Source organism: Bacillus sp. HSf4 (assembly GCF_029537375.1).
Classification (GTDB): domain Bacteria; phylum Bacillota; class Bacilli; order Bacillales; family Bacillaceae; genus Bacillus; species Bacillus sonorensis_A.
In genome coordinates this window covers 1685009-1702870 of sequence record NZ_CP120679.1, presented here as the reverse complement: position 1 = coordinate 1702870, position 17862 = coordinate 1685009, and the positions used below count along the sequence as shown (strand labels likewise).

The window sequence follows — 17862 nt, the reverse complement described above, 5'->3', positions numbered from 1 at the left end:
CTTTTACGGTAAAGACAAGCCCTTATTTAAGCATATGCACGGCGTTTACAAACATGTCACCACGTTCTTCAAATGTTTTGTACTGATCCCAGCTTGCACATGCCGGGGAAAGGAGAATGACATCACCTTCGTCTGACAGGCTGAACGCCGCGTATGCTGCCTGTTCAACATTATCGACACGTTTCACCTGTTGTATTCCCATATCTTCCGCCAGCTTTTCAAACTTGGGCGCGGTTTCGCCGAAGGTTATGATCGCTTTGACATAAGACATGTGCGGCTTTAATTCATCAAACTCATTTCCGCGGTCAAGCCCCCCGCAAAGGAGAATCACCGGCTTCTTGAAAGCGGAGAGCGCTTTTTTCGTCGCCAGGATGTTCGTCGCTTTGCTGTCATTGTAAAACATTCTGTTTTTGACCGTTGCCACGTACTGCATTCTATGTTTAACCCCTGTGAAGGTCGTCAGCACTTGGCGGACAGCCTCGTTCGACACCCCTGCCGTCTTTACGATACAAAGGGCTGCCAAAATGTTTTCCAGATTGTGCTCTCCTGGCAAAACAACGTCTTTTAGCGGCATGATTTGTTCATTGTTAAACATGATCATTCCGTCTTTGACACAGGCGCCGCGCTCTACGATTTGCCGGACTGAGAAAAAGATTTTCTTCGCTTGTGAACATTCCGCCAGCCGGACGACTGTATCATCGTCCAAATTAACAACGGCAACATCTGTTTCCGATTGGTTTCGGTAGATCTGCTGTTTGGCAAGCTCGTAATTTTTTCGAGAATGGTGATAATCCAGATGGGCATCAAATACGTTTAACAATAAACCGATTTTCGGCCTGAATTGATACGTCCCCATCAGCTGAAAGGAAGAGAGCTCTGTCACAATCCACTCATCGCCGCGGGTTTGATTTGCCACTTCGCTTGCCGCTGTGCCGATATTTCCCGCAACGAGCGCTTTTTTCGAATCGGCTTTCAGCATTTCATAAACGAGTGTAGTTGTTGTCGTTTTACCATTAGATCCGGTAATCCCGATAAAAGGCGCATCTGTGAGATGATAGGCGAGCTCGACCTCCGTCCAGACGGGAACCCCCCTTTTCAGGGCTTCTTCAACCATCACATTTTCATAGCGGATTCCCGGATTTTTAATGAGAATGTCGATCGAATGGAGGTCGAAAAGCTCTGTCGGATGGGTGCCGCAGACCACCTTAACGCCTTTTTCGGCGAGAATTTGTGCAGGTTCGTTTTCTTCAAAAGGCTTTTGATCGTTGACGACAACGTTGACGCCTTTTTCGTGCAGGATCGAAGCAGCCGCATAACCGCTTTTCGCCAGCCCCAATACAAGCACGTTTTGATTTTGCAATAGATCTTGAGTAACCACTTATAACCACACCTCGATGTAAATTCCTAAGACGGCAAGCAAGAGACCCGCTGTCCAAAATGTCACGACGACTCTCCACTCCGACCAGCCGACAAGCTCATAGTGATGATGAAGAGGGCTCATTTTAAAGATTCTTCTGCCAGTCGTTTTGAAAGAAATCACTTGCAGAATGACAGAAAGGGTTTCAATGACGAATACACCGCCGATGATAACCAAAAGGATTTCCAATTTCGTTAAGATCGCGATCGTCACAATCGCTCCCCCTAAGGCGAGCGAACCCGTATCGCCCATAAAAACCTTTGCGGGATGGGCATTGAAGACAAGAAATCCAAGCACAGCGCCGACAACGGCAACCGAGAAGATCGCGACATCGTATTGCCCTTGATTCCACGCCAAAATCGCAAAGGCGCCGAAAGCGATCGCCGCCGTCCCCGATAAAAGCCCGTCAAGCCCGTCTGTCAAGTTGACAGCGTTTGAGCCGCCAACAAGCATAAAGATGACGAGAATCAGGTAGCCCCAGCCGAAATCAAACGAAGCATCAGTTCCCGGAATGCGGATGGTGGTCGGCATTCCCTGAGCATAGTAGACGGCATAAAACACCGCGGCGATGATGATTTGGCCGATCAGCTTCTGTCTGGATGTCAAGCCGAGATTCCGCTTCATCACCACTTTTATATAATCATCCAAAAAGCCGAGAAGTCCGTAGCCAATCGTGACAAACAGCAGCAGGAACATGTTCATGCTGACTTCGGAAAATTTCATCGTCATCACGATCGTTGTGGCAATGATCGATAAAATGATCATCACACCGCCCATTGTCGGTGTTCCCGATTTTTTTTGGTGGGATTTCGGACCTTCTTCGCGAATGCTTTGGCCAAATTTAAGCCTTCTTAAAAACGGGATGAAGATCGGAGACAAAAGAACGCTGATTAAAAAGCCCATGATAATCGTAAATAAAATCACTTGCTCCAGCATTGTGCTCCTCCCCTTTCCGCGCCATCGCCAGTTTTTAAGAAGCTGCATACGCATCTATCATATTCACTGTTTTTTTTCATATGTTGATTTATTTTGAACGCTTCCATCACTTTAACAACTCTTTCCTGTAATTCTTTTTCTTTTATTTCAGTTCAAGAATGGCCCGTTTCGCCACTTCTGCATCATCAAAATCGAATGTTTGGCCGCCGATCTGCTGATAGGTCTCATGGCCCTTGCCGGCAATCAGGACAACGTCGCCTTTTTTAGCGTTGGCAATCGCAAAAAAGATCGCCTGCTCCCGGTTGACGATGCTGTGATAGTAAGCACCTTTCACGCCTTCTTCCATATCGTTCAAAATGGCGAGCGGGTTTTCACTTCTCGGGTTGTCCGCTGTAAACACCGGCTCATCGGCCAGTTCAGCGGCGATTTTCGCCATTTTCGGGCGCTTTGTCTTATCCCGGTCCCCTCCGCAGCCGACGACGACAAAGAGCTTGCCTTCCGTCATCCCTCTGCATGTGTTGAGGACGTTTTCGAGGCTGTCCGGTGTATGGGCGTAGTCGACGATCACCGGAAAATCCTGGCCGGCGTCCACCAGCTCAAATCTTCCCCTGACACCTCTCAGCCCTTCAATTCCTTTCGTAATCACATCGAATGAAATGTCCGCCGCAATCGCGATAGCCGCCGCAGCCAACACATTATAGACGTTGAACCGGCCGACAAGAGGAATTGTCACCCGTCCCGTTCCTTTTGGTGTCACAAGATCAAAGGTTGTCCCTTTCGGCGCCATCCTGATGTTTTCGGCCTTGATATCGGCATCGTTTTCAATGCCGTAAGTCAAAAGGTGTGCTGCTGTCACCTGGGCAAAATATGCTGAAGCCGGGTCATCTGCGTTTAAAACGGCCCACTTTGGTTTTTCATGGTTAAAGGAGCCGCCCAGCTGGGAGAAAAGCAGGCTTTTCGCATGTTTATATTCTTCCATTGTTTGATGATAATCGAGGTGATCCTGCGTCAGGTTTGTAAATGCGGCGATATCGTAATCACAGCCGTGCACCCGGCCCATATGGAGAGCGTGAGAAGAAACTTCCATGATGGCTGTATCCACATCTTGGTCAACCATTTTTTTAAACGTTTTTTGAAGTGTGACGCTTTCCGGCGTCGTATTTTTCGCATCGAATGTTTCATCGTTGATTTTCGTGTACATCGTCCCGATCAGCCCTGTGCGGCTGCCCGCCTTTCTGAAAATCTCTTCGGCCATATGGGAGGTCGATGTTTTGCCGTTTGTGCCGGTGATGCCGATCAGTCTCAGTTGCTTTGTCGGCTGCCCGTAAAAAGCATCTGATAAAACGGCAAGCGCTCTTTTCGAATGGCGGACGATGATGACGGGAACTGCCGCCTCCACTTGCCTTTCCGCCACTATCGCTTGCGCGCCGTTTTCAACCGCCTGCTTGACATAGTCGTGTCCATCAACTGTATACCCTTTTATACAAACAAAAAGACTCCCTGTTTTGACTTCCCTGGAGTCCATCTCAATTGAAGTTATTTCAGGGTCTTCTTGGCTGTTAAAGGAAGGTTCGTTTTTTAAATATGTAAGTAGCTTTGTTAATTTCATCGTATCAAACCTCTCCTAGTTCTCTTCATTCCAAATTCGTTTTTATATCTTTTATATCGATTGCTGCCTGATTTCCCGCACGGACTTCATGCGGACATACAGTTCATATTTTAGCGTAAAAAAGAGAAGACATCCAGCTAATCCTGTAAAATCTCTATATTTTTTAGCGTGAAACAGGCAGCCGGCCATCTCCGGCCGCCGTTTCGTTTCTATCGCCATGTCAATCCTGGCTTTCTTTTTTATCCTGCTTCCCTTGCTTTTCATCCTGCTCGTCAAGATAGATGCGGATGGTTGAACCTTCTTTTACTTTCTCTCCCGGTTTGGGAGATTGCTGAACTACGACATCGCCTTCTCCGGAAGATTTCAGCTTAAAATCTAAGAGCAAAGGTTCCAGTTCTGTCACAGACAGCCCTATAAGGTTCGGAACCTCGACCATTTTTTTGTCCAGCCATTGATATTTGCGCTCGATCTGGTCTTTTCTCTTTTCGACGCCGAGCTGCGGCAGGCTGTCTCTCATGATATTTCCGACGATCGGGGCCGCAACCGTACCACCGAATTGAATCGTTCCTTTCGGATTATCAACGGCGACGTAGACGACGATGCTCGGATCATCGGAAGGCGCTGTACCGATAAACGAGACGATATGGTTGTTTTTTAAATATTTTCCGTCCTTTACTTTTTGCGCCGTTCCCGTTTTTCCCCCTACCCGGTAGCCCTCGACAAATGCGTTGCGCCCTGTTCCCTGGGCGACGACGCTTTCAAGCGCATAACGGATCTTTTTGGATGTTTCCTCAGAAATCACTTTTCTTTTCGCGACCGGTGTCTGTTTTTTGACCGTTTGTTTTGTGACGGGGTCAATCCACTCTTTGGCGATATACGGCGTATACAAGGTTCCGCCGTTGACCGCGGCGGAAACGGCAGCCACCTGCTGGATCGGCGTCACCGATACCCCCTGTCCAAAAGCGGTTGTCGCCTGCTCTACAGGACCGACACGATCGAGCGGAAATAAAATCCCTGTCCCTTCTCCCTGCAGGTCGATTCCGGTTTTCTTTCCAAAACCGAAATCATCAATGTAGCTGAACAGCTTTTCTTTACCAAGCCGCTGGCCAAGTTCGACAAAGCCGGGGTTGCAGGAATTTTGCACAACCTCAAGAAACGACTGTGAGCCGTGGCCCCCCCGTTTCCAACATTTCAGCCTTGCGCCGTCCACTTCTACAGACCCTTTATCATAAAAATGGTCTTTCTGCAGGTTGACCTTCTCCTCCTCCAAAGCGGCCGCAAGCGTGATGATTTTAAACGTGGATCCCGGCTCATAGGTGCTCCACACAGGCAGATTCCGGTTATAGACTTTTGGATCGATTGATTGATAGTTTGCCGGATCAAAATCCGGTCTGGACACCATGGCAAGGATTTCGCCGTTCTTCGGATTCATCGCCACACCGACCATCCCGTCGGGGTTATACTTCGCTTCGGCGATGTCAAATTCCCGCTCCATGATCGTCTGCACCCTGGTATCGATCGTCAGCTTCATATCAAGGCCGTCTTTTGGCGGTGTATAGTCATCCGCCTCACCGGGCATTCTTTTTCCTTTGGCATCCGAGTAAAACTTCACATACCCTTTTTCGCCTCTGAGTTCTTCATCATAGTAGGCTTCAAGCCCGAGCAAGCCCTGGTTGTCGATCCCGGCGAAGCCGAGCACATGTGACAGATAGCTCCCGAACGGATAGTGCCTGACACTGTCTTCTGCGATATAAACGCCTTTCAAATTCAAATCTCTGACTTCCTTTGCTTTTTCGTGGGAAATTTTCCGGCCTTCGGGATTGATTCTTTCAATCGAGGTTTTCTTTGTGACGTGTTTATACGCTTTTTCTTCCGACATATTCAAGACGCTGGCGAGCAGCTTGCTCGTTTTAATCGGGTTTTCAACCTGCTTGGGGACGACCAAAACGGACGGCGCGCTTTTATTTGTCGCAAGCTTGACCCCGTTTCGGTCAAGGATTTCACCTCTTTCCGGCTCAAAAGGGAGATTCCGGCTCCAGGAGTCCTTTGCTAAATTCGTCAGTTTTTCCCCCATGACAAACTGGACGTAACCGAGCCTTGTATCGATAATCAAAAAGATGATCACACCAAAAAGCAATACAAATATTAACCGTTTTCTGACCGTTACATGAGAAACGCGCAAGAGACCGTTCACTCCTTATTTAGGCTTGTTTTATTTTTATGCCCCGGAGCATTTTAATAGAACGGCAGCGGTTTGTGTATTTTCTCACTGCTAGGACAGAAGGCTACCGGCAGCTGCCGATAGCCTTCCTTTTGACACTATGAATTTTTCAAGCCGACTTTAACGACCGTATTCGTTTTCAGTTCCTTGCCTTCCTTTACGCTCTGGCTTGTCACATAGCCCTGCCCGCTAGTTTCGATATGAATGCCGGCCATGGAACCGAAGCGGAGGGCATCTCGTTTCGACCAGCCCGTCATATCCGGCATTTTGATTTTGCCGTCTGTTTTCAGAAAGACCCGTTCATTCGGAAGAATCTCTTCACCGGCTTTCGGATACTGTTCTCTAACAGCGACCCCCTCACCGATCGTGATGGGAGCAAGGCCTTTTTCTTCGGCTTCTTTGACCGCAGATTCCTTGCGCTTTTGCGTCAAGGCAGGCATCTTGACCTGTTTTTCTTCTGTTTTTTCGTCTTCCGTTTTGCTTTCTTTCGGTGAGATATTTAAATAGAGAAGGCTATTTTTCATGACCGGTTTAAAGATTTTCGACACCGGCTCAGAGCCTGTCTCGGTCGCTTTTAGCTTGGGCTGCTGAACGGCGACATAGACGAGAAGCTCAGGGTCGTCTTTCGGCGCCATGCCCATGAAGGAGAACACGTAGTTTTCCCGGCCGGTCAAATATCTGCCGTCCTCTCCGGCAATTTGCGCCGTTCCCGTTTTTCCGGCGACGTCAAACCCTTCGATCTTATACGGCTGCCCCGTTCCTTTTTCAGATGTGACAACTTGTCGCAACAGCTTACGCACTTCTTTTGCCGTATCCGCCGATATCGGCTGGCCGACTTGTTCAGGTTTATTTTGCAGAACCGTTTTCTTTTGATCCGGATCAACGACATGATCGATCACATACGGCTTCATCATCTTCCCGTTGTTAGCGATGGCTGTTGCGGCCTGGAGCTGCTGGATCGGTGTTACCGCAGACGCCTGTCCGTAAGCCGTCGACACTTTATCACGCTCATATTTAAAGTTGATTTTACTTGAAGCTTCGTTTGGCAGATCAATGCCTGTTTTTTCGTAAAAATGGAATTTCCTTAAATATTGGTTAAAACGGTCTGTGCCGAGCTTCTCATTGGCAAGGATGGCAAAGGCGACGTTGGAAGAACGCACGACACCTTCGTCAAATGGAATTGTTCCCCAGCCGTTTCCGTTGTTATGGTCTTTAATCGGTTTGTCTTTTTTGGAGACGGAATAGCTTCCCGATTTATATCGATCCTTTCCATTGTAAACCCCTTCTTCGATCGCCGCCGCCAAGGTAAAGATCTTCATCGTCGATCCCGGCTCGAACGGGTAGGAGACGAGGTCGTTATAATAATTGCTCACATTGCGCTTATTCGGATCAAAGCTCGGTCTTTGCCCCATCGCCAGCACTTTTCCTGTTTTTGGATCAACGACCGCCGCCATGATTTTTTTCGGTTTATACTCTTTTTGCACCGTTGTCATGCTGTCTTCCAGGAAAGCCTGAATTTTTTGGTCGATCGTCAGATACACATCGTCTCCGTTATCCGGCGCTTTGATCTTTTCATCGCTGTTCGGCAGGCGCCAGCCCGTTCTGTCGGTATCGTATGACATGTATCCATCCGTTTCCTTCAGGTATTGATCGAGCGTTTTTTCAAGACCCATCACACCTGACATGACACCCGTTTTTGCATTGACTTGGGAAAAGCCGATCAGGTTGGAAGCGAAAATTCCGTTCGGATAGTATCTCTTCGTATCGCGCTCAAAGGCGATCCCCGGAAGATCGAGCTTTTCGATTTTTTCCTTCTGGGTGTATGTCAAATCCCGTCCTGCTGATCCGAATTCGACTTGAAACGCTCCTTCTGCATCTTTGTTGAGAAGATCGAGTATTTTTCCCTCATCCATGCCGATAATCGGCGCAAGTTTTTCCGCCGTCATTTGCTTATCTTGGACATAATCGGGCTTCATCTTTTTGTTCAAAATCGCAACCAGCTTGTAAGTCGCGGTGTCTTCCGCAAGCACTTTTCCGTTTTGATCCAAAATCGACCCTCTGTGGGCTTCAATCGTCCGTTTTTTTTCATATTGCTCGTTCGCCTTTACGGCAAGCACTTCCCCGTTTACTTTTCCCGTCGCTTGAATAAATGCGAATCTTCCTAAAATGACAAAGAAAAAGAGGGCAAAACAAATACTGAGTATTGCCGCTCCTCTGTTCATAAATTTATTCTTTTTCGGCATCATTTGCATCATTCCTGTATGCTTTTTACTTTTTTGTCGCCTAAGTTAAGGCCTCTTTCACGGGCAATTTTCATGATACGGTCAGGTTCTTTCAGCTCGTCAGCCGTTTTTTCGAGGTCATCGACTTTGTTTTTTTCCGCTTCAACCTTTTTTTCGAGCTTTTGAATTTCAATATTGGTCTGATATGCCGCAAAAGCTTTGGAAATCATAAAGATTGATGCGCTGAGCACCGCCAGGGCAAAAAGGACGATCAGCACTTTCTCCCCCAATGTAATGGATGCTCTTCTTCGGATGATAACGGTTTGTTCTGCACTTTGTGTCTGTCTTTGCTGTTTGTCCACCTTATAAGCCAGATTGCTCATAGACTGATGACCTCCTTTTCATTCGTACAGCTCATTCTCGTGCTTTTTCCGCGACGCGCAGCTTCGCTGAGCGGGCACGGTTATTATGTTCAAGCTCTTCTTTTGAAGCTGTGATCGGCTTCTTGTTGACCAGTTTCAGTTTCGGTTCAAACTCCTTGGGGATCACGGGCAAGCCGTGCGGCAGTTCAGGAAGCGAAGCCATTTCTTTAAATGTCGTCTTGCAAATCCGGTCTTCCAGCGAGTGAAATGTAATGACCGATACCCTTCCGCCTGGCTTCAGCACCTCGATCGCCTGCAAAAGCGCTTCTTCAAATACTTTCAATTCATCATTCACCGCGATCCGAATCGCCTGGAAAATCCGTTTTGCCGGATGCCCGCCGCTTCTTCTCGCCGGTGCGGGAATCGCTTCTTTGATGATATCGACAAGCTGGCCTGTTGTTTCAATAGGCGATTTTTCTCTTGCCTCTTCAATCTTTCTGGCTATTTGCTTGCTGAATTTTTCTTCTCCGTATTTAAAGAAAATTTTCACGAGATCCTCATAACGCCACTCATTGACGACTTCCTTCGCCGTGAGCCGGGCCGATTGGTCCATCCTCATATCAAGAGGAGCGTCATGGTGGTAGCTGAATCCCCTTTCCGGCGTATCCAGCTGAGGAGATGAGACGCCTAAATCAAATAAAACACCGTCCACCTTCGCAATGCCGATTTCGTTTAGACGGTCTTTTAAATACCGAAAATTACTTTTGATGAAAACGACTTGTCCTTCGTATCCCGCCAGCTTTTCCTCGGCATAGCGGAGCGCGGTTTCATCCTGGTCAAAAGCGATCAATCTGCCGTCCTTTGACAGCTGGGAAAGCAAATATTCGCTGTGACCCGCACCGCCTAATGTGCAGTCTACATATGTACCGTCTTCTTTTACATTTAAACCGTCGACTGTTTCTTTTAATAGTACTGTTTTATGCTGAAACATGTTCTTATTTAGTCCCACCTTTTTCAAATGAACGAATTTAGAGAGCGACGCCGCAAAGATTCATTATATATCAAAGCCGATCATGTTTTCAGCAATTTCGGCAAATGAATCTTCCTGCTCTTCTACATATTGTTCCCAAATCTCTTTGCTCCACAATTCAATTCGATTTGAAACTCCGATGACCACACATTCCTTCTCAAGCTTCGCATAGCTTAACAGCGGCGATGCGATGTTGATCCGGCCCTGCTTGTCCAATTCGCATTCTGTGGCTCCGGAGAAAAAAAAGCGGGTGAAAGCGCGTGCGTCTTTCTTTGTGAGAGGAAGAGCTTTCAGTTTTTCCTCGATGAGCTTCCATTCGGACATCGGGTAGCCAAACAGGCACTGATCAAGCCCTCGCGTCAGAACGAACTGTTCGCCGAGGCCTTCCCTGAACTTTGCCGGGACGATCATGCGGCCTTTTGAATCAATCGTATGCTGGTATTCACCCATAAACATGATCTCGGCCCCCACTTTCCATCCTCAACTCACCACTATCCACCACTTCTCTCCACATATTCATTTTACACTGTTTTAGAACAAAAAAAAACCCTGAACTACTCAGGGTTTTTTAAAAAATTATTTCAAAGTTTGACAACTTGATGCATATTTTGAAATGAATATGGCAGTTTTTTGTATTTTTCCAAGAAATCCGGACCGTATTTATTCAAATAATACATGATATTCCAAATTCTCTCCTGCGGAGCGCCTGATGGCCTCAGACTCGTTTGAATTTTGTCAAAATCGCGCAGAATGTTGTTTTCCCTTTCTTCTATCTTTCTCAGCACCGCTTTCTCCAAGAATCCCAGCTGATCTTGAATAAAGGCGGCATTCTTCTTTAACAGCGGCTCAAGGCTCCTGTCGATTTCCAGCGCTTCTTGCACCACTGAAGAATGGATGCCTGCAATTTTGTCTTTCGCGCTTTTGACAGACGCGGTAAATTCGCTTGGCACTCTGCTTTGAAAAAACTGGTCTTTCCTTGCAAGAGCTCCCTGTTCAAGGGATTCCCGGAGTTCTATACCCCGTTCAGACAGCTTTTTTTCAATATGGCGCTCAAGAAAGGTGATTTGCAGCCTCGGTACAACAGGAGGCATTTTAAAACCCATTACCTGAAAAGCGCCCTTCAATTCTCCCCAATAATTGATTTCCCCGGGACCTGCTATAAAGGCCAATGTCGGCAGAAGGAATTCCTGCATCAGCGGCCTTGTCACGACATTATTGCTAAAGGCTTCCGGCGTTTTGTCGATCAAATCGACAAGCTCGGACGGCGTCCATTCAAGGTCAAGTTCTTTTATGAAAAATACATCGTCCTTTTTTTCGATCAAAAACCGCTCTTCCTCATGTTCGTAAAAAAGATTGGCGTGCTGTGCCGCTCCTTCAATGATCGGCGAATAGCCCATTTCCGTCATGAGCGCCTGCTGCCGTTTGACTGACTCAGCGAGCTGATCATTGTTTTTGACCAACTGCTGAAAAAACCCGGCTTCAAGGGCTCTGATTCCCGGATCTCCGGAATTCAGCATAACCAAGCCTTCTTTTTCAAACATATCGGCGACAATGTATTCAAAAAACTCAGTAAAGGAGGATGATTGCCGTAAACATCGCCTTAAATGAGTGAGAAGCCCATTCGTGTATTCCGTCTCTTCAAAAGATGCGAAAATCCCGTTCAGCCATGTTTCGGTTTTGTCTGTGTCAAGCGGGGTGTTGGCAGCCTGGCTTTTTTTCCAGTGGGGCTGGGCCAGCTTATATTTTTTAACATGTCCGCTGTCCGATATAAATAAATGATTGATCTCTTCCAAATCATGGTCTTCTCCCGCGACCCAAAACACCGGGATGACCGGAACGTTCAGTTCTTGTTCTTTTTGCTTTGCTAAAACAAGGATCGAAATGATTTTATGTATGGTATAAAGCGGTCCTGTCAAAAGACCGGCCTGCTGTCCGCCGACAATGACGACGCTTTCGGGATCACGAAGGCGCTCAATCGCTTTGTTCATGTTTTCCGATTGAAATTTGCGATGGTAATCGAGCAGATAATCGACCAGAGCGGCGCGGTTATAAGTCCGGGATGAAAGGTCATTCAGACGGACTTTCCAATCCTCTTTCGTTAAGCCGTAATCAAAAAACGGCCCGATCACGTTGTTTCCATTTATATAGTCTCGTACAAAAGGATTTTGACTTTGTATGGAAAGTTCAGTAAGCTGCATCTTTCGAACTTCCTTTCTCCAATAAATAGTTAGCTTTCCGAAACGAGTATAGCATGTTCAGCGCTTCGGTCAAAAGATTTAGCTTCATCCCTCTTCCGCAGCCTTTATGCTGTCATATAAAAAGGTGAGGTGAGGGGCGTCGCGTCCGGTTTCTTTCGCCCGTTTCAGCAAATAGCCCATAATGGCATCCGCTTCCGTCCGCCTTCTGTTAAGGACATCCGCGAGCATCGAAGAGGTGTTCATTCCTGTCTTCCGGCAGACTGAAAGAACATTTTCCCAAGCCGTCTCCGGGTCGTCAATCGCCAAAATCCGGCTTGCCTCCTCAAACACAAGTTTCATAAATGACAAGTACATCGGCGCCTCTATCAACCTGCCGTTTTTCACCCGCAAAAGAGCTGTCAGCGGATTGATGCAGGCGTTGACAATCAATTTTCCGGCAAGCATTTGATGCCAGTCATCACACCAAGTGAAAGGAAAAGCTTCATGAACGGACGCCAGCTCTTTTTTCAGCCGGTCGGCCGAAAAGGAACGGAATGCGCTCCATTTCACAGCTCCTTTCCCCGTGTGCCGAAATGAACGGTCATCCACCCTGACGGCTCCGTGTTCAACAGCACCGACATAAATCCGGTGGGTCGTACGCCAATTTTCTAGCACTGGAATGTGGGCCATTCCATTTTGCAGAAACACGATATCAAGCGGGGCCGCTTTTTCCAACTCAGGCAAAACAGCAGCCAGCTGATGCTCTTTTACAGCCACGAAAAGAAGGTCATAGCCCGAACCGAGCTCCGCCTTGCCCATGACTTCGGCGGTCTGTTCGTTTCCGTCTTCCACTAGGCGGATTCCCTTTTCCTGAATAGCTTCAGCCTGTTCCCTCCGTCTTGTGATCACCGTCACCTGATGGCGGAAGGAAAAGTAGTATGCAAAAAGAAGGCCGATTGAACCTCCACCAACAACTCCGATTCTCAATTCTCACACCCCGGCTTTTTTCATATACTGTATATCATAGCAGAATTTTAAACAATTGACCCGTAAGTTGTTTCAAATTTTCAGATAACCATTTCCTGTCGTGATATTAGAAAATTTGTATCATTTGGATTTTTGTAAAAAAGCGTTTACAATATAAGTAGATCACTAACAAGGGGGTAACATGATGGTCAAAGTGGAACGTTTGCTGATCAACTATAAAACGCTTGAGGAATTTAAAAAGTTCAGGGAATACGGCCTTCAAGAGCTGTCCATGCTGGAAGACCTTGAAAGCAACATGATTGAAAACGACAGCAATTCACCGTTTTACGGCATCTATTACGGGGATCGGCTCGTGGCGAGAATGAGCCTGTATCAAGTAGATGGAAATTCCAACCAATACTTTGAGGAAGGTGAAGACTACCTGGAGCTTTGGAAGCTTGAAGTTCTGCCCGGATACCAGCGAAACGGATACGGGACGATGCTGGTGGAATTCGCCAAATCATACGGACTGCCGATTCGCACAAGTCCGCGTGTAAAATCATCTGATTTCTGGAGCAAAATGGGCTTTAAACCGGTAAAATACGATATGGCCCGCGACAAAGGGGAAAACCCGCTCGTTTGGCATCCAAACAGCGAAGCAAATCAAAGCTCAGAATCAGCTTAAAACAAAAAAACCGGCCGAAAAGCATAGTGGCCGGTTCTCTATTCCTCCATCCGTTCAAGATTTCCGTTCGGTTCCATTTGAAACTTCACCTTTTTATTTCTCTCATCTTCCTGAAGGACGACCATTTTTCTGGCCCGCTCCATGATTTCAATCAACGCTTTATAATCATCCTCAGTCAATTCCAGCTGTTTCTTCAGCGATTCGTTTTCGCTCCTGAGCTTTTCAACCTCCTGCTTTAATTCATTGACTTCTTCAACGAGCCGTTTTTTCTCTTCGGCGAATTCTTTCTGAGCCGGGGCTTCCTTCAGTTTTTCTAAAAAGCTGATGACATCCTCAATTGTCATGTTTTCCGTTTTGTCTCCAGATATGGTTTTGACGGAGTTCGGCAGATTGGCGGAATGGATGCCGATTTTCTTGCGGAGCTCTTTGCGCTGTTTTTTTGCCAGTTCAATTCCTGATTGATATTGCTTCCTGACAAAGGAATTCCAGCGGAAGCCGCAGGCGGCCGCTGTCCGGCTCAGCGCTTTGCCGACTTCTTCAAACGCCGAAAGCTGTGTGCCCCCTTCCCGAATATGCCTCAATACAACCTCAGCCAGCAATATATCTTCATCTTTTGTCCATGCATCCTGTCTTGTGATTGTCAAAGATATCCCCCTCCATGACTTTATGAATTTACCTCATACATATGCGGCTGATAGAGTAGATAGACTATTTTCTTTTCAGGAAATAAAAGGATGGGGGCGATTTGCATATAAAAAAACACAAGACCTGAAGTCTTGTGTTTTCATCTTGACGAATTAGTTGCTTTTTACGTCTTTTCCTTTGTATGATCCACATGCTTTGCAGACGCGGTGTGAAAGTTTCATCTCACCGCAGTTTGGGCATTCTACCATACCAGGCACTTGCAATTTAAAATGTGTACGACGAAGTCTTTTTTTCGTTTTAGAAGTTCTTCTAAAAGGTACAGCCATTATTCCCACCTCCTTAAAGAGCGTTAAGATTCATCTTCTTGTTTTAAGAGCTTCTCAAGTCCGGCAAGTCTCGGATCGATCCGATTTTTCCGGTCATCTTCTGTAATGACCTGCCAATCCTTGCCTTCTTGGGGAGCACCTTCTTCATTTTGTACAGTTTCACAAAAGATTTGCATAGGGATCTCAAGAAGGATTTCCTCTTTCACGACCGGCGTCAAGTCGATGAGATCGTCTTCCACAATATGAACGTCTTCATCTTCCATCTCATCGGTCTTATGAAATATAAACAGTTCTTTTGTTGAAATACTGAATGGATAACGAACATCAACAAGCGTTCTGGAACAAGGCAAGATCATCTCGCCCGAAATCGTGAAATCAAATGCAGCCTGCTTTGAGCGGATTTCCGCTTTTCCTTTCACCCGAACCGGCGAAATCCGGCGTATATCCGAGTTTTGAGAGAGTTCGCTTAAATCAACTGTTTCATCAAATTCAAAGTCTTTCTTCGGCATTTGATTCAGCTGATGTATCGTCCATTTCATTGTATCACCTCTAAGAGAGCAACAAACATGATTATAGCTTTCATCATGTTTTTTGTCAATATTTTTTCTTTACAGATCACACGCCCGCGTCTTTCGTTCGTTGACATCGCCCGCAACAATTCATACACTTAAAAAAACGCTGCCAAAACAGGCGTCCTAAACACATATGTGTAAATGTATCACATCTATTTCTAGAGATGCAAGAGAGGTGAAAAGATGAAAGCGGTCGGTCTTGTTGTTGAATACAATCCATTTCATAACGGACACTTATTTCATATAAAAGAGGCAAAGGCACAAACGGGAAGCGATGTGGCGGTCGCCGTCATGAGCGGCTCTTTTTTGCAGCGCGGCGAACCCGCCATCGTTTCCAAATGGGCCAGGACAAAAATGGCGCTCATGTCCCATGCTGACATTGTCGTTGAATTGCCGTACGCATTCGCCGTCCAAAAGGCGGAAACGTTTGCGGCAGGAGCTGTCTCCATCTTGAATGAATTAGGGTGCCGCTCATTGTTTTTCGGAAGTGAACACGGCGATATTGACGCGTTCATCCAAACCGTGCGATTCACCGCCGAGCATGGAGATGCGCTTGACGGGGAGGTAAAAAAGCATATTGCGGTTGGACTAAGCTACCCGGCAGCAATGGCAAAGGCTTTTCAAACTGTGGCGGAAAACAGGCCGACACTTGACCTTTCCAAACCGAACAACATTCTCGGGTTCCACTATGTCAAAACGATCTTAGAGAAGCATTTTCAAATGAAGCCTGAGACTGTCAAACGGCGCTCCTCCGGCTATCACGATTCCATTCTTCCTGAAAAAAGCCAAATCGCCAGCGCGACAAGCATCCGCAAATCAATGCTTGAAAACGGGAGCCTTGCCGAAAGCAGCTTCTATCTGCCTGAAGCATCAAAAGATGAGCTGAATGAATATCTGCGGACTTTCGGGCTCTGGCATTCGCCTGAAGATTATTTCCCTTTTTTGAAATACAGTCTGTATACGATGGATACAGAAGAATTGGCCGGGGTGTATGAGGTTGAAGAAGGTCTTGAACACCGGGTGAAAAAAGCCATTCGCAAAGCGGGCTCTTTTATGGAATATATGGAGCTTTTAAAGACGAAACGCTATACATGGACAAGGCTGCAGCGCATGAACACACATATTTTAATGAAAGCGAAAAAATCTGCTGTTCACAGCATCCTTGCCGAAAACCGGCCCGCTTATATCAGGCTGCTCGGCATGACCAAAAAAGGCCAGGCATACCTTGCGTCTCAGAAAAAAAGCTTGTGTGTCCCGCTGATCACCAAGATCGGATCTTTCACACATCCGTCCCTTCAATTGGACATCAGAGCAGGGCGGGTGTACAGCGCACCGCTGAAGGAGCCTGAACAAACGAAGCTGACAGAGCAGGAATATTCGCTTTCACCGATTAGATTTGACGAAGACAGCCGTATATTTTTGCGCAAATGAAAAACACCTTGATCAGGTGTTTTTCACTTTTCTTTCCAAATATTCGATCGCATCATCCATCGTGTCGACCGGGACGATTTTCATGTCGGTGTTGATGTCTTTCGCCGTTTTGACCGCTTCTTCATAATTCGATCCTTTTTTCCCGCCTTCATTGGGTGCGAAAAAGATGTCAGCTCCCGCTTTGTCCGCGGCGACGACTTTCTGGCTGATCCCCCCGATCGGACCGACTTTGCCTTCGTCATCAATCGTTCCTGTTCCCGCGATATGATGCCCTTTTGTCTCATCCTTTTTTGTCAGCTGATTATAGATTTCCATTGACATCATCAGCCCGGCCGAAGGTCCGCCGATATTTTCAATATCAAGTTTGACCTCGGGCTTGACTTTGACATCGCGGTCTGTGATAAGAGATACGCCAAGTCCGGCCCGCTTCGGATCCTCTTTAAAGGTTTTAAGCTTCAAGTCATACGTCTTTTCTTTTTGATCCCTTTCAATAGCGACCTTCACCTGATCCCCGGCTTTTTTCGATTCGATATAGCGGACAAGGCTTTCCGCAGAGCGAAATGTTTGACCGTCCACCGCTTTGATTTTGTCTCCGACCTCAATTTTTCCTTCTGCAGGCATGCCTGAGACGACATACATGGCATAGACGCCGTTAAATGTATAGCTGACATCTTTACCCGCCCGCTTGTATGCTGCGATCATCGCATTCTCTTGGGAGTCTCTCATCATTTGCAGCTGCCTTTTCATATACTCCTCATCAGATTCCCCTTGTTGTTTGAAGTTTTCTTCGGGAAGCACTTCATGGTAAGGGCGGATCTTGGCCCACATGTATGTAATCGGATTGGCAGGACCGACTTTAACTGTCATTAAAGAAAAGCTTCCTTTTTCCGAATAGCCGCCGTCGACTTTAATTAAAGGCTTCAATTCTGTCGCCTCGCCCGGCTCAGTGATGTAATATGGCAGCTTGATAAACGAAAGGGCCGCCCCAATGATTATGATCAATAACGCGATACGGATCAATCTTCTTTTTTGCATCAATATGTAACCCTCCATCTTTTTTTAACGGCCGGCCTTTTTAACATTCACGGCTGACTCAAATACTTTCTGCGCTGCGGCTTTTAGGAGTCCGCCTGTTTTGATTCTCATAATGGTGGTCTAAAATCAGGACCAAGCTTCGTATAATGATAAAGAAGTTTTGGGCAAGCTCCAGTTTATTTTATCATGATCCAGTTTCCAATGTGTATTCACAGCCGTAACGCAAGG

General features: G+C 46.7%; 16 protein-coding genes. 2 read left to right on the top strand and 14 right to left on the bottom strand.

What is annotated here, in order from left to right:
* Positions 1–22 precede the first annotated feature (22 nt).
* The 10 genes from murD to P3X63_RS08675 all read right to left on the bottom strand — a co-directional run bounded on the left by murD (position 23) and on the right by P3X63_RS08675 (position 12961).
* Positions 23–1378 (bottom strand): UDP-N-acetylmuramoyl-L-alanine--D-glutamate ligase, encoded by a 1356-nt coding sequence (murD, locus tag P3X63_RS08720; protein WP_277692742.1) that lies wholly within the window; start codon positions 1376–1378, stop codon positions 23–25.
* Positions 1379–2353 (bottom strand): phospho-N-acetylmuramoyl-pentapeptide-transferase, encoded by a 975-nt coding sequence (mraY, locus tag P3X63_RS08715; RefSeq protein WP_077736878.1) that lies wholly within the window; start codon positions 2351–2353, stop codon positions 1379–1381.
* Positions 2354–2495: 142 nt separating this feature from the next.
* Positions 2496–3962: a UDP-N-acetylmuramoyl-L-alanyl-D-glutamate--2,6-diaminopimelate ligase gene (locus tag P3X63_RS08710; RefSeq protein WP_026586865.1), complete on the bottom strand. Its 1467-nt coding sequence runs from the start codon at positions 3960–3962 to the stop codon at positions 2496–2498.
* Between the two features lie 220 nt (positions 3963–4182).
* Positions 4183–6144: a stage V sporulation protein D gene (locus P3X63_RS08705; protein ID WP_026586864.1), complete on the bottom strand. Its 1962-nt coding sequence runs from the start codon at positions 6142–6144 to the stop codon at positions 4183–4185.
* Positions 6145–6281: 137 nt separating this feature from the next.
* Positions 6282–8426: a penicillin-binding protein gene (locus P3X63_RS08700; RefSeq protein ID WP_026586863.1), complete on the bottom strand. Its 2145-nt coding sequence runs from the start codon at positions 8424–8426 to the stop codon at positions 6282–6284.
* Positions 8427–8434: 8 nt separating this feature from the next.
* Positions 8435–8788, bottom strand: coding sequence for a cell division protein FtsL (gene ftsL, locus P3X63_RS08695; RefSeq protein ID WP_026586862.1), 354 nt, complete (start codon positions 8786–8788; stop codon positions 8435–8437).
* A gap of 31 nt (positions 8789–8819) precedes the next feature.
* Positions 8820–9758 carry a 16S rRNA (cytosine(1402)-N(4))-methyltransferase RsmH gene (gene rsmH, locus P3X63_RS08690; RefSeq protein WP_277692741.1) on the bottom strand — a complete coding sequence of 313 codons (939 nt, stop codon included), beginning with the start codon at positions 9756–9758 and terminating at the stop codon, positions 8820–8822.
* Positions 9759–9821: 63 nt separating this feature from the next.
* On the bottom strand, positions 9822–10253 hold the full coding sequence (mraZ, locus tag P3X63_RS08685) for a division/cell wall cluster transcriptional repressor MraZ (protein ID WP_026586860.1): 432 nt from the start codon (positions 10251–10253) through the stop codon (positions 9822–9824).
* A 125-nt stretch (positions 10254–10378) separates the two neighbouring features.
* On the bottom strand, positions 10379–11995 hold the full coding sequence (bshC, locus tag P3X63_RS08680; RefSeq protein ID WP_277692740.1) for a bacillithiol biosynthesis cysteine-adding enzyme BshC: 1617 nt from the start codon (positions 11993–11995) through the stop codon (positions 10379–10381).
* Positions 11996–12079: 84 nt separating this feature from the next.
* Positions 12080–12961 carry a 2-dehydropantoate 2-reductase gene (locus tag P3X63_RS08675; protein WP_277692739.1) on the bottom strand — a complete coding sequence of 294 codons (882 nt, stop codon included), beginning with the start codon at positions 12959–12961 and terminating at the stop codon, positions 12080–12082.
* 184 nt (positions 12962–13145) lie between these two features.
* Between P3X63_RS08675 and P3X63_RS08670 the strand changes: the two genes are divergently transcribed.
* Positions 13146–13625, top strand: coding sequence for an N-acetyltransferase (locus tag P3X63_RS08670; protein WP_026586857.1), 480 nt, complete (start codon positions 13146–13148; stop codon positions 13623–13625).
* Positions 13626–13663: 38 nt separating this feature from the next.
* Here P3X63_RS08670 and gerR read toward each other — a convergent pair whose 3' ends face one another.
* The 3 genes from gerR to P3X63_RS08655 all read right to left on the bottom strand — a co-directional run bounded on the left by gerR (position 13664) and on the right by P3X63_RS08655 (position 15135).
* Positions 13664–14269 carry a sporulation-specific transcriptional regulator GerR gene (gerR, locus tag P3X63_RS08665; protein WP_026586856.1) on the bottom strand — a complete coding sequence of 202 codons (606 nt, stop codon included), beginning with the start codon at positions 14267–14269 and terminating at the stop codon, positions 13664–13666.
* Positions 14270–14422: 153 nt separating this feature from the next.
* The gene (gene rpmF, locus P3X63_RS08660; RefSeq protein WP_003181522.1) at positions 14423–14596 is read right to left on the bottom strand and encodes a 50S ribosomal protein L32; all 174 of its coding nucleotides are present in this window, start codon (positions 14594–14596) and stop codon (positions 14423–14425) included.
* 23 nt (positions 14597–14619) lie between these two features.
* Entirely contained in the window at positions 14620–15135 is a 516-nt protein-coding gene (locus P3X63_RS08655) for a YceD family protein (RefSeq protein ID WP_026586855.1), read from the bottom strand.
* Between the two features lie 216 nt (positions 15136–15351).
* On the opposite strand from P3X63_RS08655, the gene P3X63_RS08650 reads away from it, so the two are divergent.
* Positions 15352–16599, top strand: coding sequence for a nucleotidyltransferase (locus P3X63_RS08650; RefSeq protein ID WP_277692738.1), 1248 nt, complete (start codon positions 15352–15354; stop codon positions 16597–16599).
* A 12-nt stretch (positions 16600–16611) separates the two neighbouring features.
* Here the strand turns inward: P3X63_RS08650 and P3X63_RS08645 are convergent, their stop codons facing one another.
* The gene (locus tag P3X63_RS08645) at positions 16612–17634 is read right to left on the bottom strand and encodes a SepM family pheromone-processing serine protease (RefSeq protein WP_277692908.1); all 1023 of its coding nucleotides are present in this window, start codon (positions 17632–17634) and stop codon (positions 16612–16614) included.
* Between the last annotated feature and the right edge of the window lie 228 nt (positions 17635–17862).